16 protein-coding genes, 1 pseudogene and 1 riboswitch are annotated in these 23,977 nt (G+C 54.6%); of the genes and pseudogenes, 16 read left to right on the top strand and 1 reads right to left on the bottom strand.

Features of this window, described 5'->3' with window-relative positions:
• Positions 1-197: 197 nt before the first annotated feature.
• The 12 genes and pseudogenes from Dvar_RS38195 to Dvar_RS38140 all read left to right on the top strand — a co-directional run bounded on the left by Dvar_RS38195 (position 198) and on the right by Dvar_RS38140 (position 21,508).
• On the top strand, positions 198-932 hold the full coding sequence (locus Dvar_RS38195) for an ABC transporter permease (RefSeq protein ID WP_419658713.1): 735 nt from the start codon (positions 198-200) through the stop codon (positions 930-932).
• An 85-nt stretch (positions 933-1,017) separates the two neighbouring features.
• Positions 1,018-2,181, top strand: coding sequence for an adenosylcobinamide amidohydrolase (locus Dvar_RS38190; protein ID WP_419658712.1), 1,164 nt, complete (start codon positions 1,018-1,020; stop codon positions 2,179-2,181).
• 177 nt (positions 2,182-2,358) lie between these two features.
• A riboswitch (cobalamin riboswitch) is annotated at positions 2,359-2,743 on the top strand.
• 199 nt (positions 2,744-2,942) lie between these two features.
• The gene (locus Dvar_RS38185) at positions 2,943-4,946 is read left to right on the top strand and encodes a TonB-dependent receptor plug domain-containing protein (protein WP_419658711.1); all 2,004 of its coding nucleotides are present in this window, start codon (positions 2,943-2,945) and stop codon (positions 4,944-4,946) included.
• A gap of 117 nt (positions 4,947-5,063) precedes the next feature.
• Entirely contained in the window at positions 5,064-7,121 is a 2,058-nt protein-coding gene (locus Dvar_RS38180) for a TonB-dependent receptor plug domain-containing protein (protein ID WP_419658710.1), read from the top strand.
• A gap of 72 nt (positions 7,122-7,193) precedes the next feature.
• Positions 7,194-9,188: a TonB-dependent receptor plug domain-containing protein gene (locus Dvar_RS38175; protein ID WP_419658709.1), complete on the top strand. Its 1,995-nt coding sequence runs from the start codon at positions 7,194-7,196 to the stop codon at positions 9,186-9,188.
• Between the two features lie 144 nt (positions 9,189-9,332).
• The gene (locus Dvar_RS38170; RefSeq protein ID WP_419658708.1) at positions 9,333-13,079 is read left to right on the top strand and encodes a cobaltochelatase subunit CobN; all 3,747 of its coding nucleotides are present in this window, start codon (positions 9,333-9,335) and stop codon (positions 13,077-13,079) included.
• A gap of 408 nt (positions 13,080-13,487) precedes the next feature.
• Positions 13,488-14,036 (top strand): annotated as a pseudogene (gene cobO / locus Dvar_RS38165) (cob(I)yrinic acid a,c-diamide adenosyltransferase); the annotation flags it as partial.
• Positions 14,037-15,029, top strand: coding sequence for a TIM barrel protein (locus tag Dvar_RS38160; RefSeq protein WP_419658707.1), 993 nt, complete (start codon positions 14,037-14,039; stop codon positions 15,027-15,029).
• A gap of 23 nt (positions 15,030-15,052) precedes the next feature.
• Positions 15,053-16,204 (top strand): ABC transporter substrate-binding protein, encoded by a 1,152-nt coding sequence (locus Dvar_RS38155; protein WP_419658706.1) that lies wholly within the window; start codon positions 15,053-15,055, stop codon positions 16,202-16,204.
• Positions 16,205-16,310: 106 nt separating this feature from the next.
• Positions 16,311-17,465: an iron chelate uptake ABC transporter family permease subunit gene (locus Dvar_RS38150; protein ID WP_419658705.1), complete on the top strand. Its 1,155-nt coding sequence runs from the start codon at positions 16,311-16,313 to the stop codon at positions 17,463-17,465.
• Positions 17,466-18,027: 562 nt separating this feature from the next.
• Positions 18,028-20,238, top strand: a complete 2,211-nt coding sequence (locus Dvar_RS38145; RefSeq protein WP_419658704.1) for a nitrogenase component 1 — start codon at positions 18,028-18,030, stop codon at positions 20,236-20,238.
• The gene (locus Dvar_RS38140) at positions 20,216-21,508 is read left to right on the top strand and encodes a nitrogenase component 1 (RefSeq protein WP_419658703.1); all 1,293 of its coding nucleotides are present in this window, start codon (positions 20,216-20,218) and stop codon (positions 21,506-21,508) included. Before Dvar_RS38145 ends, Dvar_RS38140 begins: the two co-directional genes overlap by 23 nt.
• A gap of 122 nt (positions 21,509-21,630) precedes the next feature.
• Here the strand turns inward: Dvar_RS38140 and Dvar_RS38135 are convergent, their stop codons facing one another.
• Positions 21,631-21,852, bottom strand: coding sequence for a hypothetical protein (locus tag Dvar_RS38135; RefSeq protein ID WP_419658702.1), 222 nt, complete (start codon positions 21,850-21,852; stop codon positions 21,631-21,633).
• A gap of 467 nt (positions 21,853-22,319) precedes the next feature.
• Between Dvar_RS38135 and Dvar_RS38130 the strand changes: the two genes are divergently transcribed.
• The 4 genes from Dvar_RS38130 (at position 22,320) to Dvar_RS38115 (ending at position 23,936) form a co-directional block, all read left to right on the top strand.
• On the top strand, positions 22,320-22,619 hold the full coding sequence (locus Dvar_RS38130) for a hypothetical protein (RefSeq protein WP_419658701.1): 300 nt from the start codon (positions 22,320-22,322) through the stop codon (positions 22,617-22,619).
• Positions 22,620-22,672: 53 nt separating this feature from the next.
• A complete protein-coding gene (locus Dvar_RS38125; protein ID WP_419658700.1) occupies positions 22,673-22,957 on the top strand; it encodes a transposase-like zinc-binding domain-containing protein in 285 nt (94 codons plus the stop codon).
• 67 nt (positions 22,958-23,024) lie between these two features.
• The gene (locus Dvar_RS38120; protein WP_419658699.1) at positions 23,025-23,378 is read left to right on the top strand and encodes an AAA family ATPase; all 354 of its coding nucleotides are present in this window, start codon (positions 23,025-23,027) and stop codon (positions 23,376-23,378) included.
• The gene (locus Dvar_RS38115; protein ID WP_419658698.1) at positions 23,379-23,936 is read left to right on the top strand and encodes a hypothetical protein; all 558 of its coding nucleotides are present in this window, start codon (positions 23,379-23,381) and stop codon (positions 23,934-23,936) included.
• The last annotated feature ends 41 nt before the right edge of the window (positions 23,937-23,977 follow it).

Below are 23,977 nucleotides of genomic sequence, written 5' to 3'. Positions count from 1 at the left end.
AAGCTATTAATCAGTGTTAAGTGTAAAGTTTTAAGTGTTAAGTAAAGGTATTCTATCGATTTTTAAAAATTAGATCCGATCCGCTCCTTAACACTTCAAACTTCAAACTTAACACTCTAATTACGTAGGTTGGGTAGAGCAGAGCGAAACCCAACAATGAGAGAAAGCAATAGTTACCTATAACGCAAGGCACAACCATGCAAGGATTCATCGCCGTATACCTCCGCGAAGTATTGATTCTCAAACGCCGGTTCAAACGTCAGATTGCCGGTATGGCGGTTTCGCCGCTGCTCTATTTAATCGCCTTTGGCTATGCCATGGGAGGCGCGGTGCGGGTCGATGGCCGTTCCTATTTGGAATTTCTCATCCCCGGCCTGATTGCCATGAGCAGCATGACCCAAAGCTTCGGCATCGCCACGGATATCAATGTGGCGCGTTTTTACTGGTATATTTTTGAGGAATTTCAGGCCGCACCCATCCGCAATATCGCCTATGTCGCCGGAGAGGTGCTGGCTGGTATGACCCGCGCGCTTATGGCTATCGGCGTGATTTTGATCCTGAGCCTGCTGTTCGGCGTGCATCTGAACTACGGGCCGTTGCTCTGGCTGGCGGTACTGCTCAACAGCTTCGTGTTTGCCTCCCTGGCCGTGGCCCTGGCAATGCTGGTCAAATCCCACGCCGATCAGAGCCTGTTGACCAGTTTCGTCATCACACCCATGGCCTTTTTGGGCGGCACGTTTTTTCCCTTGGACCGCTTGCCCGTCTGGGCTCAGAAGACCTTGTCGGTTCTGCCGCTCACCCATGCGTCCAATGCCATTCGCAGCACGGCCTTTGGCCAGTCTCCCACCTGGCAGGCCTATGCCATGCTCAGTGTGGCCGGGCTGGTGTTTTTTGTTTTGGCTTTGGGGACGGTTAATAAAGCCAGAGACTGATGAAAATGAAGGGGAGAGCGGGGGAAGGGGAGACGGGGAGACGCGGAGAAAAGGTTTAATAACTATAAGGAGCATTGAAAGAAGGATGCTGATCGAAACCTACTACGAAGGCGTAGAGATCCACCGCGAAGAGAAGATCATCTATGCCAGATTCATCCGGCCCCACCAGGTGCTTTCCACCTGTCGGGCGGCCGGTGGCCTGCAGGACGGGCTGGAGCATATCTACAACCATCAGAGCTGCGAGCCGGCCGGTCACAGTCACAGCATAGCAGCCAAACTGTGGCGTGATCCTACCCTCTACCGTGAGCGGACCTGCGAGCCATACGGCCTTCCAGCCGAGTCCTGTGCCACCATGGGCACGGCGGCCAATATGAACAATGCCGCCTTTGTGTGTGAACAGTTCCGCGATCTGCAGGTGGTGGCCGTGATTACCGGCGGCGTCGAAGGCAATGCCGGACGGGCCGGTGACCCGGCTTCGATTTTCGAGACTGCCGACGGGTTCGAAACACTGCCGCCGGCGGAAAGCAAGCCGGGACCGGGCACCATCAACAGCATGATCCTGATCAATAAGCCGCTGATTCCCGGCGCCATGACCCGAACCGTCATGACCGCGACAGAAGCCAAGAGTGCGGCCCTCCAGGAACTGGCTGTGAACTCGCGTTATTCTGACGGCCTGGCCACCGGCACGGGTACCGACCAGATTGTCGTGGCCGCCATGCAGACCGATGACCCGCCCCTGACCAGCGCCGGCAAGCATGCCAAGCTCGGAGAACTGATCGGGCGGGCGGTAAAGGCAGCGGTTAAACAGACCCTGGCTAATCAGAACAATCTGACACCGGCGGGTCAATGCTCGGCCAAGATTCACCTCCAGCGGTTTGGTCTGAATCGGGCCGGATTGCAGGACGCCATCTGTCGGCATCTGAATGAAACACAGGCCCGACTGCTGCGTGACAATTTTACCGAAATCGAGCGTGATCCGGTGACTGTGGCTGCCGTGGCTGCCATGGCGCATCTCAAGGATAAATTTGCCTGGGGCGTGCTGCCCTCCACCTGCTGGAGCGAGGTGATGGGTGCTTATGCCGCCCAGGTGGCCTGTGCGATAGGTGGTGATTACCGGCGCCTTGCCGAATACCGGGAGAAGTTGGCGCCTACCCGTTCGCAAGGTAACAACGGCGGGTTTGTCGATTTGGCTTGCCGGGCTTTTGCTGTGGGGTTTGCGGATAAGTGGAGTGATGATGAGAAACGGTGATCGGTTATCAGTGATCGGTGATCGGTGAGTGGGAGATTGGGTGACAAGGTGATTGGGTGAATCGGAGACGGGGAGATTGGGAGAGATAGCTTTTTCCCCGTGTCTCTCCCTCACCCTATCTCCCCGTCATTAGAAGTCCGGACTCAGAACCACTGAAAAGGAGGAAAAAAACGTATATCAATATAACCTGTAACCGGTCGCCTGGAACATATTAATGCCGGGCGATAATAGGGAATCCCGTGAAAAACGGGAGCGTACCCGACGCTGTAACGCTGTCTCTTGTATATTCCTATTCTGGGGAAGATCAAAATTGAGAGCCTGTTTGAGAAGTCTGGATCAGGCCCGATAACAAGGCGGAAAGTGGCTTAAAAGCGGAGCATATATGTAATATGTGAGCATTTTGAGTCACTTTCCAACGCCGTTTAGCGGGCCTTCGACGGATTTATCAAACAGGCTCTGAGAAATTCATGGGCGTTAATGCCACTGTCCTGTTGAAAAAGGATGGGAAGGCCGTCCATCGAACGGCGAAGCCAGAAGACCTGCCGGTTGCAGTCAAAAAAGTGAATCGTACTGACGTGGATTCGGTCGACTTTTTATATACCGGCAGGGGGAGCCCCTTGTCCGTTATCGAGAAGTTATCAAGCCCCGTTAGGGGCTTTTTTATTTCAGGTGTTCGCTATACGGACAATGCTGCCCCCTCTATCAATCAGAGAGGAGATGCAGAAAAGATGAGAGATGAAAACAGGACAGTGTTGAAGAGGATGATTACGGCAATGGTGATCATGTTGATGATGAGTGCGGCTGCCTTTGGCCAGCAAACGCAAGGCACCCAGTCCGTGGATGAAATGGTGGTCACCGCCACCCGCAGTGAGGAACGCGCTATCGATGTGCCGGTCACCACTCAGGTGATCGACAGGGAAAAGATCGAAATGTCCGGTGCACTCGACATCGGCGACCTGATCGGCAAGTATATTACCGGCCACTTCCACAAGTACAACGGCCTGCTGAGTCCCGTGGGCCTGCGGGGGTTCCGGACCGAAAGCCACGGAGATGACGTCAAAGGGTACGTGTTGCTGCTCGTTGACGGTCATCGGGTGGGCACCGGCAATGCGGCCAAGATCAATATGGACCGCATCGAACGGATCGAAGTAACCAAGGGGCCGGCATCGGCCCTGTACGGCTCGGCGGCCATGGGGGGCGTGATCAACCTGATCACCAAAAAAGGAGACGGGGATCTTTTCGTTTCGGTTGGCGGTGATGCGGGAAGCTTCGATTACTACAAGGGCCAGTTGTCTACCGGTGGCGAGGTCAATGACAGGTTGCGTTTCCATCTGACGGGTTCCTATGAAGACACCGATGACTATGATGATCCTGAATTCGGGACCGTATACAACACCGGCGTCACGCGGAAAAATGTCGGCGGCAACCTCGTGTTTACCGTCAACGAAAACCACGAGCTTCGGCTGGGAGGTAACTATGCCGATCTGACCAGCGAATCACCCGATTGGGACGGCGATGCGTATACCCGCTATCGGGAGGACGCCAGTCAACACAACGAGAAAGACCACGCCTATGCCGATCTGGAATACAATGGGGATTATTTCGGTAATGCGGTCCACTGGCGGGGCCTGGCCTATTACCTGCGGGATAAAAATCATTGGTACTGGGGAGACCCGGTTGCGGAATCCGATCAGACCAAATACATCGACGAAACATTAGGAACCGACCATCAGTTCGAATGGCACATGAATTCCTGGAACCGGCTGCTCGTCGGATTCAATCTGGAATGGCTGGAAAAGGAGTCCGAGGGCGTGTCCGATGGGCAGCCGTCCACGCCCTACACGCCGGGCATGGAGTATGATACCCAGGCCCTGTTCGCACAGGACTCCCTGGATTTGTGGGATAATCGCATCAATGTCATTGCCGCGGTCCGGTACGATCGCTTCGATGTCACCACGGTGAGACCCAAAACCGGTGATTTGCCTGATTTCAACGAAAAAAATGAGGTTTACGATCACGTTTCTCCCAAGGTAGGCATCGGCGTAAAGGTTATCGATGAATTCCTGCGCTTGCGGGCCAACGTCGGCGAAGGTTTCAAATCGCCATCCGCCGATCAACTCTCTGCCGACTATGTCCACAGCAACGGCACGCATTATCTGGGGAATCCGGATCTGGATCCCGAGACCAGTCTGACCTATGACGTGGGCGTTGATCTCTTTCACGAGTTTTTCACCCTGCAAGTCGGATACTTCCATACCGATTACGAAGACAAGATCGTGCAGGTTACCGATGAGGTGGACGGTGATGCGGTCAGCACCTACGAAAACCACGGCGATTCCGTAATGGCCGGTTTCGACGTCAACTTCCAGTGGTGGATTGACCGGATGTTCGATTGGACGGTCGGTGTTTCTGTTTACTCCAACGCCGCCTTCAATACCACCAAGGATGACAAAGATACTGGCGAAGACCTGCAATACATTTCCGACTACGAGGTGAAAAGCGGTGTGAGTGTCAGCTATGCCGGTTTCAGCACCCAGTTGAGTCATGTACTCGTGGGACCTCAGATGATCACCAACTACGACACCTATGAAGATGAAGAAAAGGGCAGTTTCGATTTTTGGGATCTGACCCTGCGCTACCGTTTTCTGGACCATTGGGAGGTGCGCGGCAGTGTGTTGAACCTGTTTGACGATCAGGTCGAGTGGGTTCGGGGGTACCTGATGGCTGAAAGAAACTATCGGGTTGGTCTGACGTATACGTTTTAAGCCCCATGAATGGTTTTTGTTAAACTTAAGGATGGCATTTGCCCTGACCGACCATTGGGGCGGATGCCGTTCGTTCGATGCCCTGCAACTACAACGGAAAGACTGAGACAGAGGACAATGATGCGAAAAAATGAAAGAACTGTTCTGAAACTGCTGATCATAATTGTGGCGATGGTGTTGACGACGGGGATGCCGGCGCTTGCTGAGGAGATTACCGAGGAGGCGGAAAAATCCGTTGAAATGGACGAAATGGTGGTCACAGCCACTCGTAGTGAAACAAATGTGAAAAAAATCCCTACTAAAATCGAGGTGATTGATAATTTGGATCTCGAAATGACTGTGGGCGAAACGGTCACCGAACAATTGAAAAAGAATGCTTCCATTGGTGTTATCGAATACCCTGGCGCCCTGGCCGGTATCGGCATCCGGGGGTTCCGACCGGAATTTTCCGGCATCACCAAGCGTTCGCTGACCCTGAAAAATGGTCGCCCGGTGGGCGCATCCAACCTGGCTACCGTTCTGGTCGATAATGTCGAGCGCATCGAAGTCCTCAAAGGGCCGGCCTCATCACTTTACGGCGGGGAGGCCATGGGCGGTGTGGTCAATATCATTACCAAGAAAAACACCGAGGAGCTGACCGGTAATGCCGAAATCGGCTTTGGGTCCTTTGAAACCAATTTTCAGAAGGCATCCCTGGGTGGGGGGCTTGGCTCGCGTTTTGACTTCGATATTTACGGACGGCGATACGATCAGCAGGACAACCTTACCATGGGCAATGGTGAAAAACGAGCCAATACCAGCTTTGAGACCAAGAATGGAGGGCTCCGTCTGGGCGCCGATCTGGGTGAAACCTGGCGTATCGATGTGAGCGGTGACCTTTACCAGGGCCGCGATATCGAAACGCCGGGTGATCTTGCTGATGGCGATACCCGGCCCGGAAACAAGGACATCGATAATTATGGCATGGATTTTACCCTTGGTGGCGGCCTGGGAGCAAACAACCACCTTTCCTTTACCGGTTATTACACCGGCGAGGAGTCTGAAACTTACAGGCGCTACAGCGGTTCAGAAATTGTGCCGGCCTATCGCAGCTATGACTCGGAGACCAGCTGGCGGGGACTCCAAATCAAGGATGAGATTTCCTGGTCCGCGCACCGGTTCCTTTTAGGTGTCGATTATCAGATTATCGACAAGGAAAGCCGTAGCTACAATGACGATGGCACGCGCAAGGCGCCGTCCTCTCCTGATGAGAGCCGTGAAAACTGGGCCGGGTATCTGGAGACTGTCTGGAAGTTCGTGGACGAGCGGTTGACCGCCACGGCCGGCGGACGTTACGATACGTTTAATGTGGAAACCGTTGATACGCCCTACAAAAGCGACTTCACTGCCAATTCAGAAGAATTCTCTACTTTCAGCCCCCGCGCGGGTTTAAATTATCTTTTTGATATGGGCGCTCGCTTGCACACCACTGCCGGCCAGGCCTTTGTTCCGCCCAGCGCCTCTCAGCTGGCCATATATTCAGAGCGGGAGGTAGAGGACGGTATCATGATCACAGAGGGTAATGCCGACCTGGATCCGGAAACTTCTTTCACTTGGGATGCCGGTGTGGGATTCGACCGGCCGGTATGGGGCCTGTCCTTGGATGTGACCTATTTCCACACGGATATAGACGATAAGATTGTAGATGTCCAGGTAAGCGAAACCTATAAAACGTATGAGAACGGCCTGGGTGCTGAAATCGAGGGTCTGGAAACCATGCTCTCCTTTGATCTTGGCGCACCCTTGGGTTGGGATCGTTCCCTTGAACTGTTCGCCAACTCGACCCATATCTTCAAGGCCGAGGAAGAGCAGTCAGACGGCACCATGAAAGATATTCACAATGTGGCCGAGTACACCATCAACTACGGTATCCAGTACAATGACGGCCTGTTCGACGGCAAAGTGCATGTCCGCAACCAGGGTAAGATGAAGGATACCGACTGGAACGCCATGGGCTATCCGGAAATCGAATACCCGTCTTTTACCGTTGTGGATTTGGCTCTTGGCGTAACGATGTTTGATCATCATCACCTGCTTTTCAAAATCGACAACATTTTTGATAAGGACTACTACGAGAAGAAAGGGTATCCCAAACCGGGTCGTTGCTTCTACGCTTCCTATAGCTTTGAGTTCTAGCCAATCGAACGATGATCAACCCGTGGCCCCAATCATTGGGGCCACGTTGTAGCAAAAGGGAATGGAGAAAAGATGAAAAAAGAATACTGTTTTGGATGGATGATAATTCTTGTAGTAATTATTTTTTTTCTTATTATCCCATTGTCGGCCTTTGCCGATGATAAAGCTGATACAACAGATACCCAGACCATTGAGGAAATGGTGGTTACTGACACACGTACCGAAACACCCATGGCCGAGACAACCAAGAGCGTCGATGTGATTTATGCGTCGGATCGGGAGGAGCAGCAGCAATATTTTCTGCCTGAACTGATTGACAATCAGCCGGGCGTTTATCTGAAACGCAACGGTGGCATCGGTCAATTTTCCACAATCAGCATCCGCGGCAGTGGTGCGCAGGATGTCCAGTATCAATACAATGGCCTGCCGCTGCGCGATGCGGCCGACACCCAGAGCACCATGCAGTACTTTATCGAGGATATGTACGGCAGCAGCAACCTGGAACGTGTCGAAATTCTCAAGGGCACCAACAGCACCCTCTATGGCTCCCAGGCCATGGGCGGGGTGATCAACATCATGCCCCGTAAGTGGCACGCCGAGCCCGTGGTGGAGTGGCGCAGCGAAATCGGTCCGGACAGCACCTATATTGGCAATGCCCTTTTGGCCTATGGCCAGGAAAAATATTATGTCGATTTCAATCCGATCTATGTGACCACCGACGGTGAGGATTATGGTGGAGAGGACAGCTATGAATATGATAGCAAGGGGTTTACCCTTGGCGCTGGCTTTAAACCTACCGATCAGACGGCGCTGGAGTTCAGTACCTTGTTCTCCGACAATGATCTGGTCCTGTCCGCAAATTCACCATCCCTGGATGCCGACGGGAACCTGATCAAAAACCAGGCCAGTTCAGAAAAACATCGTGAAAGTCTGCTATACCAGTTGGGACTTGCCTGGAGCCATGCCGTGACCAATGCGTATAATTATACACTCAAAGGGTCCTATGGTGCCACCGAACGTCATTACTTTTGGTCTCAAACCGATGGTGACCAGTCCAACTATGACGGCAACACCACCTATCTTGAGATGCAGCACAATCTGGACGCTGCCGAATGGTTGACTTTAACCGTCGGTGCGGATTATGAAGAGGCGGTCTATGACGGCCGGGAGCCGCGAAACAAGTATGCCGGCGATTATTCAGCGGTCGACTATGACGAGTCATGGGGCAGTTGGGACGCCTTTGCCCAGGCTCAGACCAATTTTTTACAACGCAGTCTCTTCTTTACCCTGGGCGGTCGCTACAACAACCACGAGGAATTCGACGATCAGGCGGTATGGGAGGCTTCGGGTGCTTATATCCTCCAGGCAACGGACACCAAATTTCATGCCCACGTAGGGTCGGGTTACCGTACCCCAAGCCTCTACGAGATTTACGGTGGATATCTGTCAAACGGCACCCTGATTACCATCGGCAATCCGGATTTGACGTCTGAGGAGAGCTTTGGTTATGAATTCGGCGTTGACCAGCCCGTGTTCAATGGCCGGGTTTCCATCGGTGCCACTTATTTCATTACCGAATATGATGACCGCATTATTTACGACGGTACGCTCAATCGATACGAAAATGCATCCGAAGCGGAAGCCTCCGGGGTGGAAGCCTACCTTCGCCTGACTCCCTGGCAGATGCTGAAAGTCGATCTGGCCTATACCTACGTCGATTCCAAATACAAGGCAGATAAAACAGCTACGCAGTGGACCCGCAAGGAGTACCTGCCCCGCAACACGTTTGATCTGTTGGTCACGTTTACCCCCGTGGAGCCGCTGACCCTCACCTGTGATGTGAGCTGGCAGGATGAGAAGGTCGTAAAGCTTAATGATCCAAGTTACACCACGGTCCGTTGGGAAGAGGACGCCGTGACCACGGTTGATCTTGCCGCCAGTTACAAGCTTTTGAAGTTCATGGATGTTTTTGCCCGAGTTGAGAATCTGTTCGATGAGGATTACACCGAGTCGGGGTATTGCATGCCTGGCATGACGGTATACGGTGGTGTGAAGCTGCACCTGTAATATAGCCAAATCCCGGTCTTTGTCTCTCGTTCCCACGCTCTGCGTGGGAACGAGGGGTAACGGTGCATCGTGGCAGTGGCCTATGGTAGGGGCGAAAAATTTTTCGCCCTTACAGTTTGATATAGCAGCATAAGAGGAGCCTCCATGCGAATCCTATACATCCACAGTCTCATGTTTCACCACCGCACCTGGCGGCGGGTGGTCGACCGTTTGAAAGAAGACGGCATCGACCTGTTGTTGGCCGACCAGACCGCCGCCGGTGAGTTAATCGATGGCTCACAAGGCGACATCGATCTGCTGGTCGCCGATCTTACCGTGGGCATGCCCGGTTACGACCGGCTGCTAGTTGCCGGCCGGTCCATCCCCCAGCGTATCGGCCTGTCACCCGAGGCCCCTGCCGATTTTACCACCTTTGCAGGTGATGTGGCATCCGAATTCAGACGATATCTGTCGGCGGTGTCTGCGGAGAATTTTACCAATGGCATGCGCTTTCTGGCGGCCCAAACCGGCATGGCCGTCAATTTCGATCCGCCCCAGAATGTGCTCACCACGGGCATCTATCATCCGGATGCACCGCAGCCTTTCGAGGATGTGGCTGCCTACCGGCGCTGGTTTAGCGGCCGGGTGGATGATCCGGATGCACCCTGGATCGGAATACTGTTTTACTACAGCCAGTTGGCCGAGGAAAACACGGCCGAGGTGGATGCCGTGATCCTGGCCTTGGAAGCCCACGGTTTGGCGCCTTTGTGTGTGTTTGGCGCCGGTGCCGAAGAACCCAGTGCCGCCAGCCCCGACGGCCCGCCCTGGCTGGATTTGTTCAGGCAGGCACCGGGTATCGAGGTGTTGCTCAGTTTCATGGCTGGCCGCCTGCTCAAAACCAGCGATCAGGTGGACCTGCTCAAGGGGCTGGACGTGCCTATTATCCAGCTTCTGCGTGCCCACAGCCAGACGCCTGACCAGTGGCGCGATGATCCACAAGGGCTGCCGGGCATGACCACGGTTTTCTCATTGGCTCAGCCCGAAACCTTTGGTGCGGTAGCGCCGGTGATGGTGGCCGGCAGCCTCCCGCCCCGGCCGGGTGAGCCCATGCACGGCTGGCGGACGTTTATCCCTATTGCCGATCGGATCCACACCCTCTGCCACCGGGTTCAGCGCTGGGTGCGGTTGCGGGGCCTGAGCAACGTGGACAAGCGCGTGACCATTGTCCTGCACAACAACCCCTGCAAAGGCGTCGAGGCCACGGTGGGCATGGCTGTCGGGCTGGACACCTTCGACAGCCTGGCACTTTTCATACAGAAAATGGGCGCCGCCGGCTATGACATTGGCCAGGCACCGGCCACGGGCCGCGAACTGCTCGAGGCCATCATGAGCCGCAAGGCCGTGGCCGAATTTCGGTGGACCACGGTGGATGAGATCATTGCCAAGGGTGGGGATCTGTACCGCATGGACCGGGAAGAGTACATGCCCTGGTTCAACCGATTGCCCGAAGCGGCCCGCCGGCGCGTGCTGGCCGACTGGGATGATTTTCCCGGCCTGAGCATGGCCTACAATGACGACGGCAAGGACGTTTTGGTCATTACCGGGATCGAATTCGGCAAGGTGCGTATCATGCTCCAGCCCAAGCGCGGGTGCTACGGCCCCAAGTGCACCGGCGAGGTGTGCCGCATCCTGCATGATCCTGAACTGGCCCCGCCCCATCACTGGCTGGCGGTCTATAAGTACATTCAGGAGAACTCGGATGCGGTGGTGCATTTTGGTACCGAGGGCGCCCTGGAGTTTTTGCCCGGCAAGCAGGCCGGACTGGGAGAAAGCTGTTTCCCCGAGATTTCCATTGGCGATCTGCCCAACCTCTACGTCTATGCCATGGATGTCACCGGAGAAGGGCTGACTGCCAAGCGGCGCGGGCAGGCCGTGCTGGTGGATCATCTGACACCGGTCTATCGGCCCGCGCCCCTGGATGCGCACTTTCGGCAGCTATCGGTATTGTTGGAGGAATACGCCAAGGCCCAGGCCGGCGGCGAGTCTCGCCGGCTGGCGACAATCGGCCGGGACATGGCGCCGCTCATGGTCGATTGCGGCCTGGTGGAAATAGCCCCGGAAGGCGATACCCTGGAAGCCCTGGTTGATACGGCCCGCCGGCAAATTGCGCGCATGCGAAGATCTCTGATGCCCGAAGGCCTGCACCGCCTGTCCACCCCGCCCGAGCGCAAAGGCGTGACCAAAATGCTGGCGACCCTGCTTCAAACCCCGCCCCCGGGTCTGCCGGATATGCATGCTATTGCCGAATGGTCAACGGCTGATGAGTCGACTGTTTACGATCGTGCTGCGGCCGTGTTGGAAGAATTGCTGTCAGGCGGTCAGGTCCATGGCGCTGGGGTGCAAATCCGGCCCCTGGCCGATTTCTGCAATGATGTGGCCGACCGCATCGCCGGCTGCCATATAGAGATCGATCAATTGCTGCATGGCCTGGCCGGCGGTTTCATTGCTCCGGGCCTCAGTGGTGCGCCAAGCAGCGGCAAGATCGAGGCCCTGCCCACGGGCCGCAATTTTTTTGCCACGGATGTGACCGTCCTGCCCACCAAGGCTGCCTGGGAGATCGGCCGGCAGATGGCCGACAGTCTATTGCTCAAATATCTCACCGAGGAGAACCGCTTTCCCGAAAGCGTGGGCGTCAGCATCTGGAGCTCCGACGCCTTTAAATCCGACGGTGAACTGCTCTGCCAGATTCTCTACCTGATGGGCGCCCGGCCCGTGTGGGACAGCCAGGGCAGGGTGCACGAAACTGAAACCATCGATCTGGAAGAACTTACCCTTACCCTGCCCGATGGTAGCCAAACAGCGCGTCCGCGGGTGGATGTGACCATCCAGACCTCATCGATTATGCGCGATCTGGTGCCCAATTTCTGCGAGTTAATGGATCGCACCGTGATGCTGGTCAGTGCGCTGGACGAGCCAACCGATCGCAACATGATTCGCAAGCACACCCAGGAGCAGATGAACGCTCTGCGCGAGCGCACCGACCAGCGGCTCTCCGATGCCCAGATGCGGCGCATGGCCAGCGTGCGGGTGTTTTCTACCGCGCCCGGTACCTATGGTCTCGGGGTCGGGCTGGCCCTGGATGCCTCGGCCTGGCAGGAAGCCAAAGACCTGGCTGAGATATATATAAACTGGGGCGGACATGCCTATACCGCTGATGACAGTGACGCCCTGTCTTACGGCTTGGAGGCCCGGCAGGTGCTGGCCGATCAGCTGGCCCGCATCGATGTGACTTACATGAAGCAAGGTTCGGCGGAATACGACGTGCTGGACTGCGGATGCTATGCGGTCAGCCAAGGCGGCATGGCCGCGGCTGCGGCGGCGGTCGGGGGGAAACCCTCCAAGTGCTATTGGGGCGACAGCACGTTTATGGCGGACAATCCCATCGAGGATCTGGCTGATACGATTCAGCGCAGCGCCCGCACCAAACTGCTCAATTCCGCCTGGATTGCGCACATGCGTGCCCACGGATACCAGGGGGCCGAGAACGCCTCCAGCCGGGTCAACAACCTGTTCAAATGGAGCGCCACCAGCGGCCAGGTCTCCAAGCAGCTTTTCGATGACGTGGTGCGGACCTACATCATGGACGAAGAAAACTACCGCTGGCTGCGAGAGGTAAATCCGTACGCGTTAGAAGAAATTACCCGGCGTCTGCTGGAAGCCGCCTCCAGAGCGCTGTGGGATGCCGATGAGGAAATGCTGGATCATGTTCAGTCTGCGGCCCTGGAGATCGAAGGCGACATGGAAGAGATCATGGGTGATGTGGATGGTGAATTCCAGGGGAGTAAGGTGGAGGTGTTGACTGCTGGGGAAGTGGAGAAATGGTCGTTGGGGTGGAAGATTGGTGATCGGTGATCAGTAATCAGTAATCAGTAATCGGTGATCGGTGATCGGTGATCGGAGAATGGATAATTGAAAATGGAGAATGGAAAATTGAGAATGTTTGGGGGTGATAAATAGCTAATGTCCGTCCAGAAATAGGCAAATTTGGTCAAGATCAAGGCGCCCGAAAAATTTAACCACAGGTATATGGTTGATATTCCGAGGATTAAATTTTTCGCGCAACGCCGATATGGGGCAAATTGGTCATTTCTGGATGGGCACTAACTATAGTATTAAGTGGTTACGTTTTAAGTGTTAAGTTAATGTATTCTGCCTATTCTAAATCGATTCTTATCCTTCCCTTAACACTTTACACTTAAAACTTAACACTCGTTTTAAACCAAACCGCCAACACGCACTGCCAAAAACAACAGTTTACCGACAAAAACACAAAACAGAAGGAAAAAAATGAAAAAAGGACTGCTTATCGTCAATACCGGTGACGGCAAGGGGAAAACCACGGCTGCTTTGGGGATGGCCATGCGGGCCGCCGGGCATGGCCTCAAGGTCTGCTTTATCCAGTTTATCAAGGGGAGCTGGAAATATGGCGAATTGGATGCCGTAAAAAAATTCTCGGATACCATCGATTTCCATGTTATGGGCAAAGGGTTCACCTGGAAATCAGACGATCTGGAAAAAGACCGCGCTGCGGCGCGTGATGCCTGGGGATTGGCTCAGGCGGCCATGACCGGCGATAAATACCAACTGGTCGTTTTGGACGAGTTCACCTACCTGTTGATGTACAACATGGTTGATCTGCAGCCGGTTATGGAAACCTTGACCTCCAGACCGAAAGATCTGCACGTGGTAGTGACCGGACGGGCGGCACCGCCGGCACTGATCGAGGCCGCCGATCTGGTGACTGAGATGCAGCCGGTCAAGCATCCCCTGCAGGCGGGGGTAAGGGCGCAGAAGGGAATTGAATTCTAAATGAAAAAACTGCTCAACATCAGCACTCATCCGGGGGAGCCGGAGATGTTCAATGATGATTGGGGGCAGGCCGCGGGTTTTCTCACTCACTGGGGGTTTGACGGCTTCGAGCTGTATCCGGTGGGCGATTATCCCTGCCAGCGCATTCCGGCCTCGATTATTGGTGGTGTGCATCTGCGCTTTTTCGTCATCCTGGCCCCTATCTGGCGAGATGACCGCCGGCGACTACTGGAGATTTTCGGCGACTGGCAGACCGTCGAGCATTTCTACGGTGGACGCGATGCCGCCTGGATCGCCGAATTCTATGCCCGCCAGCTTGACCTGGCCCGGACCCTGGGCGCGCCGTATGTGGTCTTTCACCCGGTACATTGTGAACTGGACTATGTGTACAACTGGCAGTTTCCCTGGCAGGTGGAAGAAACCCTGGACCTGTGCGCCGAGGTGATCAATGCGGCCACGGCCGCCAGCTGTTACGATGGGCTGATATTGTTCGAGAATCTCTGGTGGCCGGGCAGCTTCCGGCTGGACAGCCCTTGGGAGTTCGAGTATCTGCTTTCCCGTGTCGACTATCCTAATTGTGGCATTGCCCTGGACACCGGTCACCTGCTCAACAAAAATCCACGATTGACCGACGAGCGGCAGGCTACCGACTACCTGCTGGCGTGTGTCGACCAATTGGGCAGCCAGATCGATTACATTCACACCGTGCATCTGACCAAGAGCCTTTCCGGGGATTATGTCCGCCAGACCCAAAGCATTGCCGAGCCCTATGCGAACGATCAAACCTTCTGGCAGCGCCTGGATCAGGCCCGGCGGCACGTAGGCCGCATTGATCGCCACGATCCTTTTGGGACCGCTTGCGTAGGTGAACTGTTCGACAAGATCGATCCGGATCATGTGGTGTTCGAGTTTACCTTCAACAGCAAAGACCAGTGGGAACAAAAGATTGCCACCCAGAAAAACGCACTGCAGGCCTGCCTGTGGGACAGATGAATCCGCAGCTTGGAATTAGACAAATGAATCGCTTCTTCTGCTGTAAAACATATGTTCTCATCCTTTTGTTGTTTATCTCTGCGGTCATGCTTTGCGCAGTGGCTGCCGGTGTGGTGCGGGCGGATGACAAGGGTTTCTCGCTGCAGTATGCCCGTGGTCTTCAGATGCAGCATCATGCGCTTGGAATCCTGGTGACCATTCATCCGGCATGGGATAAAAATGAAAGCGCGGTTCGCTATTTGCTGGTACCCAGAGGAAAGAAGATAACCGTTAAAGACCCGGCGCTTCAGATCATCACTGTTCCGGTGCGGCGAGTGGTATCCTTATCGACCACCCACCTGGCCTACATCGATGCTGCCGGATGCACGGATCGCCTGGTAGGATTGGCTGATTTCAAGCATGTCAACACACCGTCGGTGATCCAGCGTATCGAGGCCGGGAATGTCAAAGCGGTGGGGAACTTTTCCAACCTCCGGATCGAAACCATAATGGATCTATCTCCTGATCTGATTCTCACCTCGGCGTCGGGGTCGATCTATGATAGCCATCCCAAATTGATGGAGGCTGGATTGCCGACCGTGATGGTGATCGACCATATGGAAGCCCATCCCCTGGGACGCCTGGAGTGGATCAAATTTTTGGGATTGCTTTTGGGTACGGATGCGCATGCCTGCCAGTTGTTCGATCAAACCGTAGCCGAGTATAAGCAGTTGGTGGAGAAAACCGTTGCCGTAAGCAAACGGCCGCGGGTACTGACCGGCGCGCCGTTCCAGGGTCACTGGTGGGTTGCCAGGGGCGGCAGCTTTATCGCGCGCTATATCCGTGATGCCGGTGGCGATTACCTGTGGGCAAACATTCCCGGCGTGAGCAGTGTTCCCATGGATATTGAAAGCGTCTATGAACGGGCCCTTTCAGCCGACGTATGGATCAACACAGGAAGCTGGAAACGGGTTGATGAATCTCTGGCCGCCGATCCGCGTTTTGGCATCATACCCGCACTGGAAAAAGGGCGCATGGTCAACAACAACAAACGCCTCAATCGCTGGGGAGGCAATGACTACTGGGAATCGGGCATGCTGCACCCGGAAGTGGTGCTGGCCGATCTGATTGCCATTTTGCATCCTGGCCTTTTGACGGATCATAAATTGGTTTATTATCGGCGGCTTGAGAGGTGATGGGGTGAATGGGGGAGTGGGGGACGGGGTGAGTTCAGCGCAAATATATCTATTCGTATAATGATTCTGAAAATGGCAATCTAAAAACATGACATTAGGAAAAGAAATGAACAACAAATTCTCTCATTCACCCCATCACCCCATCACCCCGTCACCACGTCTCCCACTCTCCCACTCTCCCCGTCCCAATTTTGCCGGGTTTCTGACTAACGCAAGTTCATCCAGAAGCTGGCTTTTTCCAATTCTATCACTCATCCTGGCCGGCCTGTTCATGCTCGACCTGATGACCGGTTCCGTGCCTATTGCCCCGGATCAGGTGCTGCACATCCTTTTGGGAGGTGATGCCCAGCGGGCATCCTGGGAGAAAATCGTCTGGCTGTTCCGGCTGCCCAAGGCCATCACCGCTATCCTGGCCGGAGCTGGTTTGGCGTTAAGCGGTCTTTTGATGCAGAACTTGTTTCGCAATCCGCTGGCCGGCCCGTCAGTGTTGGGTATCAGCGCCGGCGCCAGCCTGGGCGTGGCTGTGATTGTGTTGTACAATGCGTCCGGCAGTATCGGTCCCCGGTTTGTGGCTGACCTGGGCCTGACCGGTAAAGCGGCCATGGTCTGCTCCGCCGGACTGGGGGCCGGCATGGTGCTTGCCGCAATTTTGGCCCTGGCCCGGCGGGTCAAGGATGTGATGACCCTTTTGATCGTCGGCATCCTGTGCGGGTTTGCCGTTAATGCCGCCGTGAGTGTGCTGATCCATTTCAGCGTGGCTGAACGCATTCAGGCTTATGTGAGTTGGACGTTTGGTAGTTTTGCAGCCGTCACCTGGACCGACCTGAAATTGTTTGTGCCGGTCGTTCTTATCGGGCTGACCGGTTGCCTGTTGATCCGTAAGCCGTTGAATGGGCTGCTTTTAGGGGAAGCCTACGCCCGCAGCATGGGACTGCGAATCAACCTGCTGCGTCTGGTGGTCATCGGCCTTACGGCCCTGTTGGCCGGCACGGTGACGGCTTTTTGCGGGCCGGTGGCTTTTATCGGCGTGGCCGTGCCCCATCTCGGACGCGTTGTTTTGGGCAGCGCCGACCATCGGCGCCTGCTGCCGGCCACGGCCCTGTTGGGGGCAATGACCGCCCTGGCCGCCGATTTGTTGGCTCAATTTCCCGGCAGTCAGGCAGTGCTGCCGTTAAATGCGGTTACCGCCCTTTTGGGGGCGCCGGTAATCGTTTGGCTGATAGTTCGACGAGGTAATCTTCAGAAAACGTTTGCCGGATAGTTTGTGTCTGCCCAGAAATAGACCAATTGGGTTATAATTATTATGAGCGTGTTTGAAAATTCTGGATAAGGCCCGATAACAAGGCGGAAAACGGCTCGAAAGCGGAGCATATATGTTAATATGTGAGCATTTTGAGACGTTTTCCAACGCTGATAGCGGGACTTAGGCGGGGTTTTCAAACAGGCGCTAAGGGAGGAATGATGCACTTATACTGGCGCGTACAGAACGATTTGGACTGTTTGGGGGAGGTCATCCATTTTCATGATCCGGGCCTGGTCCGATGCTTGCAGATGTGGGTGCGCAAGAATATGACCGGGTTGGCTATGGCCGCAGGCCTGTATTCGTGTGAAACGCTTGGCGTCAGCCGGAACTGATCTCTGGTAAGGGCTCGCGCAAAAATAAATTCACAAATTGTCAGTGTTCAGGCGCCCGCTCAGCAAGGCGCGAAGACAAAGGAATATCAGGCATATTCCGTGTTTTCGCAACGCCGCTGAGCGGGATGGATGGGCGCTGAAAATGTGAAGTTATTTTTGCGCGAGCCCTAAGCACAAGGAAATTAACAGTGATAAAAATTGCCATCTACGGAAAAGGCGGCATTGGCAAATCGACCATCGCGGCCAATCTGTCGGCGGCCTTGGCGGCAGACGGGCGGCGGGTGCTGCAGATCGGCTGCGATCCCAAGCATGACTCGACCCGGCTGCTCTTGGCCGGCCGCACGGTCGTCACCGCGCTGGATTACATGCGCCAGACGGTGCCCGCCGAACAATCGTTGAATGATTTGCTGCACACCGGATATGGCGGTGTGGTCTGTGCCGAGGCCGGTGGGCCGGAGCCGGGAGTGGGGTGTGCGGGACGGGGAATTCTCAGCACCTTTGCCTTGTTCGAGCGCCTGGGCCTCAATACCGAGGATTTTGATGTCGTGCTCTACGATGTTCTGGGCGACGTGGTTTGCGGTGGGTTTGCCGTGCCACTCAGGAAAGGTTTTGCCGATGCGGTGGTGGTCGTGACTTCAGAGGAGTTCATGGCTATTTATGCGGCCAACAATATTCTCAAAGGGGTCCACAATTTCGATGGCGACGGCCCGCGCCTGGCCGGCATTCTTCTCAACAGCCGCGGGATCGACGAAGACCCGCGGCCGGTCGAGCGGTTTGCCCAGGCCGTTGCTGCGCCGATCATTGGCCGGATTCCCCGCAGCGACCGTTTCCGCCAGGCGGAAAAGACCCATCGTACGGTGGTGGCGGCCTATCCCGACACTCCTGAGGCGGATCTGTTTTACGATCTGGCCCGCCGGCTGGCTCAGAATCCGGTTCGGGTTCCTGCTCGGCCGCTGGATGACGGGCTGCTTGAGCAAATCGTGCTGGGCGGTGATGGCTCAACCGTTATCGAAGACGCTGCCGTGTCATCCAGCGCATTCCCTATCGACCAGGATGCGCCTGCGCCGTTGGACGTCATTGCCCAGGGCGGGGGGACGGCCGCACTGCTGTCCAAAAGCATGCTTTTTCGCGAACCCTTGCACGGATGCGCCTTTACCGGCGCCATCAGCATGACGACCCAGGTTCGCGGCGCCGTTACCGTGGCTCACGGCCCGAGAAGTTGCAGCCATATTGCGCTGCGCACGATTCTGGCCGGCGGAATCCTTACCCGGCGTCATGGCGGCGATATCATGCCCCGCCAACTGGCACCGGCCCTGGTATGTTCCGACATGAACGAGGAAACCGCGGTATACGGGGGGGGAGATCGCCTGCGGCAGACCCTGAAGCGGGTGCTGGCCGAAAGTCCGAGTGCGGTGTTTGTGGTCAATTCCTGCCCGCCTGGGGTGATTGGTGATGATTTGGCAGCGATTATCCGCGACGTGACCGGCGATTTTCCAGGCGTTCCTATCCTGCCTATCACGGCGGACGGTAACATTCGCGGGGACTTCATGCAGGGCGTACTCAATGCCTGCACCGAAGGCGCCGAAGCCTTGATTGATCCGGCGTTGTCTCCTGAAGGAGATCGGGTCAACGTCCTGGCTGAGAAAAACATCGCCAACAATGCCGAATCCAATTTTAGAATGGTGGCCGATCTTCTTGCTTGCCTGGGGATCACGGTCAATTGCCGCTTCGTGCGTGACACCACCGTGGCCGATCTTAAAAACTTTGGCAAGGCACGCCTCAATCTGCTGGCCTATGACGATCATTTCGGGCGGGTGCTGCGCGATTTTTTTCTTGATCGGTTTGGTTCGGCTTTTGCCGCACATCCCTTTCCGGTGGGCTTTTTTGAGAGTGCACGCTGGTTGACGGATATTGCCGCCCATTTCGGTAAAACCGGCGCGGCCGAGCAATTGATCGCGGACCACCGGCAGCGCTACCGAGAGCAGATGGACCGGCTGCGCCCGCATTTGACCGGTCGTCGGTTGATGATCGTCAGCTATATTCACGATGTGGACTGGATTCTCGAAACCGCCTTTGATGCGGGAATGCATGTGGAAAAGGTCGGCATTCTGGATTACACCCAGGATCATCTGTTTCGCACCCGCTACGAAGGGCGCTTCGTGGTGCAAACCGGATACACGGCCGAGCAGCGGGACCAGGATCTGACCGACATCCGGCCCGATCTTTTGCTGTGCAATTATGTGCCCGGCGCGCTGCCCATCACCGTGCACGCCGATGGAATTCCGCTTTGCCCGGATGTGGGCTTTGGCGGCGGCGTGGCCCTGGCCCGCCGGTGGGCGACACTGCTCAAGGCCCCCATAAGGGAGGGATGGCGCGATGATGCCCCAGAAGCCGCCTGATCTGACACCCGACGGATTCACCGGGGCCATTATGGCTGTGGAGGGCATCCGCGATGCCGCCGTTTTGCTCAATGGTCCCACGGGGTGCAAATTCTACCACGGGGCCATGTCCGACGGTCAGCTTCCCAGGCAGGCGTCCATGGACCCCCTGCAATTCGCCGAGGAGTTTTACTTTGGTCAGCCGCGGGTGCCGGCCACCTACCTGGACAACCAGGATTACGTTTTCGGGGCCACCGAGAAATTGGAGAAGATCCTGCCGGCCGTGGCTGCCAAGGGCCACCGGCTGATTGCCGTGGTCAATTCACCGGGTGCGGCCTTGATCGGCGACGACCTGGAGCGCTTTATCGTCGCTGCCGGGGTGCCGGTTCCCTGCCTGGCCCTGGAGAGCGCCGGTTTTTCCGATCGTTTTTCCCAGGGGTTCCAGGAGGCGGTGGTGCGGGTGCTCCAGCGGCTGGCACCGTCCCGATTGCCGGTCCGGCGCGGGCAGGTCAATCTCATCGGCCTGTCGGTTTTTCACCGTCATTGGGCAGGCGATGTGGCCGAGCTGACCCATTTGCTCGGGCTATGCGGAATTACAGTCAACACGGTACTGTGCGCCGGTTGCACGGTTGATGAACTGGAAAGTATTGCCGCCGCCGAGGCCAACCTGGTGGTGCACGACGAATTTGCCGACCGCCTGATGCCTTTTCTCAGGTCTCATTTGGACATGCCATCGCTGGACCCGATTCAGGGTGCGCCTTTAGGATTTGGGCAGACCCGGAACTGGATCGAGAAGGTGTGTGAAGCGCTGGCCGTGGATGCCACCCCGGCGCTGGCGGCCATCGACCGGGCCAGGCAGCGGGCCTATGCCATCCTCAGCCGATTCAATGCCCTGACCGGTTTGCCCCGGGGAGCGACCTTTGCCCTGATCGCCGACGGGTCCATTGCCTTGCCGATGACCCGGTGGCTCTATGACTACCTTGGCATGGTGCCCGTGGCGGTGATCCTGCAGGAAACCACACCGGATTGTGCGGCGGTCTTAACCCGGTTTCTGACGGATATCGATTGTGCCGACGCCTTAAACGCTGACCTGTCCAGGGTTCAGCCGGACCTGGTGTTTGGTGGGGAAGGGGTGATCGGTCATTTTCGAGCCCGCGGCATTCCGGTGGGGGGCATCGATATCGCCCTGCCGGGAAGCGGTGCCATCGAAATCATTGACCGATGTCAGTTGGGGGCCACCGGTTCGCTCTGGTTGCTCGAACATATATCGAACGGCCTGTTGGAGAGATAATGGTCACAGACATGGCCAGGCCAGTTAAAGCGACCATTCGGGATCACTCTCAACTTTAGAGCGTTCGCAAACAACCAGCGCTTTAAGGCCAACGGCCGATATAGGCCCAATCGTTCCATTGTTTATGCTGTTTTACGATGCCCCGAACCGCCTTCCAGGTAATAGTAGTCCTGACACGCCTGGCAGATGGACGATATGCTATACTCAAGTTTTGAGAAGGGAGAGCGAAAGTGATCTGCCGGCTTACCGCAGATCTTGCAGGTCTGGGTCCCCCTGGCGGTAAGGCTGCGTTTGACGACCGCTTGGTCTTCTAATACTCGAATTAATTCACTAATTTTGTCCATATGATAGTCCTCGGTTGCAATATTCCGCATCGTTTTTTGGAAGTTGGAACTGCCCTGTCTGCCGTGGGATTGCTCGTGATAAGGCATGGCTGCAGAGCAGTTCACAGGAAAGGAGGAGGTCGGTTGTATGTCAACGGTTACGGGAGGAACCCGCAGCCGGTAGATATCGTGAGCGGCCTTGTTATCACAGATCGCATAACGTCCACAGAGGCCACCATTTCATTCCGATCACGTCTGAAGTGAAGGTATCCTGGCTACGTTACATGAATATTAGTGAACGATCAGAAATTTGTTAGCGATCCTTCATTTTTATCAACTGCTTTCTTTAAAAAATCTTTATCCTAACATAAATCTAACATTCTGCTAACAATGCTAACATAAGATAGATATAATAGACCTTCCGGATATTGTGCTGATGACTAAATTGTCGGATTTAAAAAAAACCTTTAGCATTAAAGGAGGTTCCGATGATTTCCAAAGAATTCAAGATTGAAGAGTTTGTAAATGCTGTAAAGGATAAAGATCCCAAAGAAGTTATTACATTAGCACTTCAGGAATCCACGAAAGCAGATCGTATTGTGATAAAGAAAGGTAAGCAATTTAATATTGAGGATATTCAGACTTACTCTCGTCAGCTGAAACAACTCATCGATTATCACCGTTATTCAGTGAAACCTCGTCGACACATAAAAAAAACCTACAATCTTTACATGAAATATTGGGGGGATGATAACCACCTCAATGAGTGCCTCCAAGCGAATCAATAGATGCGTTGAACCAACAAATCATCGGTTTAAGCGATTGTTACAAGAAAACATGAATGATGTTGAACAATAGGACAAGATGCCCTGAATGTGGTTCTGATGCATTTTACCGCTATGGTAAGACACAAAACGGCAAAGAGAGAAGAATATGCCTTGTTTGCAATAGCCAATATGTTGTTAACCACTCATGGGACGAGATCCCGGACAGGCCGAATTGCCCAGTTTGCGACAAACCGATGCACGTGTATCAGCGACGGTCAGATTTTATAAGATATCGGTGCAGTAATTATCCTAAATGCAGACAATATTTAAAGGTCGCGATCATTAAAAAGACTGATTGACACGCAATATATCTATCATATACGTTGAATATAATCTAATTTTATACCTTTTTAACTCTGAGCCCCAATGATTATTGCCATCGTCAACCAAAAAGGTGGGGTGGGCAAAACTACCCTATCTGTCAATCTTGCCGGTTTGCTTAGTGAACAATCGCCGATTGTTTGCCTGATTGACACCGACCCCCAAGGCAGTGTCTTGCAATGGCACGCGATCAGCAGTCGTCCCCGTTTCAATGTCAAACACTATCCTACCCCTTTCTCAAAACGGGAGCTATCCAAATTATCCGCAGTGTATAAACACTTGATCATCGATACGCCACCGGCGCTGTCCGGCGTGACCCAATCGGTCCTAAAATATGCCGACCTGGCGATCATTCCCGTGGCACCCATACTCCTTGAAAACACACAAAGAAGGAGATGAATGATGGCGAACTCACTTTCAATTGCACTTGAAAAAGTGCACTCCGGTGTAGGTCAGGGCAGTGTTTTAGAGCAGATCGATAAACGCTACCGTAAGCAACAACGATTGACCCTGTTTGGAATGCTTGAACAGATTGATAATAATAAAATAAACGATTTTCCTGTAATCCTTTATAAACATATTGCGCAAAACGGGAAAAAACAGCCGGCGTTGTTGCGATTTTTTCTCCCGAAATGGAAAAATCATGATGAAATTTTCTGGCAAGCGCTTGGAGATTATATAATTCTGGCAGTGCATCGAGTGAAAGATCTAGAATTTGATAGGATCAGAGGCCGGTTGAAATTGGAATACTTTGCTAAGATCAAAGGCCGAATTAAATATCCGAACGATATTCAGGCGATCATCAAAAAAATAGCTTTCCTTGTCGATACCGAAGCTTTACCGACAGATTTTACCCGCTTCAGAAGAATGGCAGAACGGCGTGGCAGTTTGGGCGAAATGAGCAAAGAACAAGCGGCTGTAATTGGGGCCGCGTTAAAGTTTATTGAAATCAGATAGGTGTATAGTGGGCATCTTGAACGGTCTGTTGGAATGAACCT

The sequence above is a fragment of the Desulfosarcina variabilis str. Montpellier genome, from assembly GCF_048565275.1.
Classification (GTDB): domain Bacteria; phylum Desulfobacterota; class Desulfobacteria; order Desulfobacterales; family Desulfosarcinaceae; genus Desulfosarcina; species Desulfosarcina variabilis.
The sequence above is the reverse complement of the archived record's forward strand: the minus strand, read 5'-3'. Positions and strand labels throughout refer to the sequence as shown.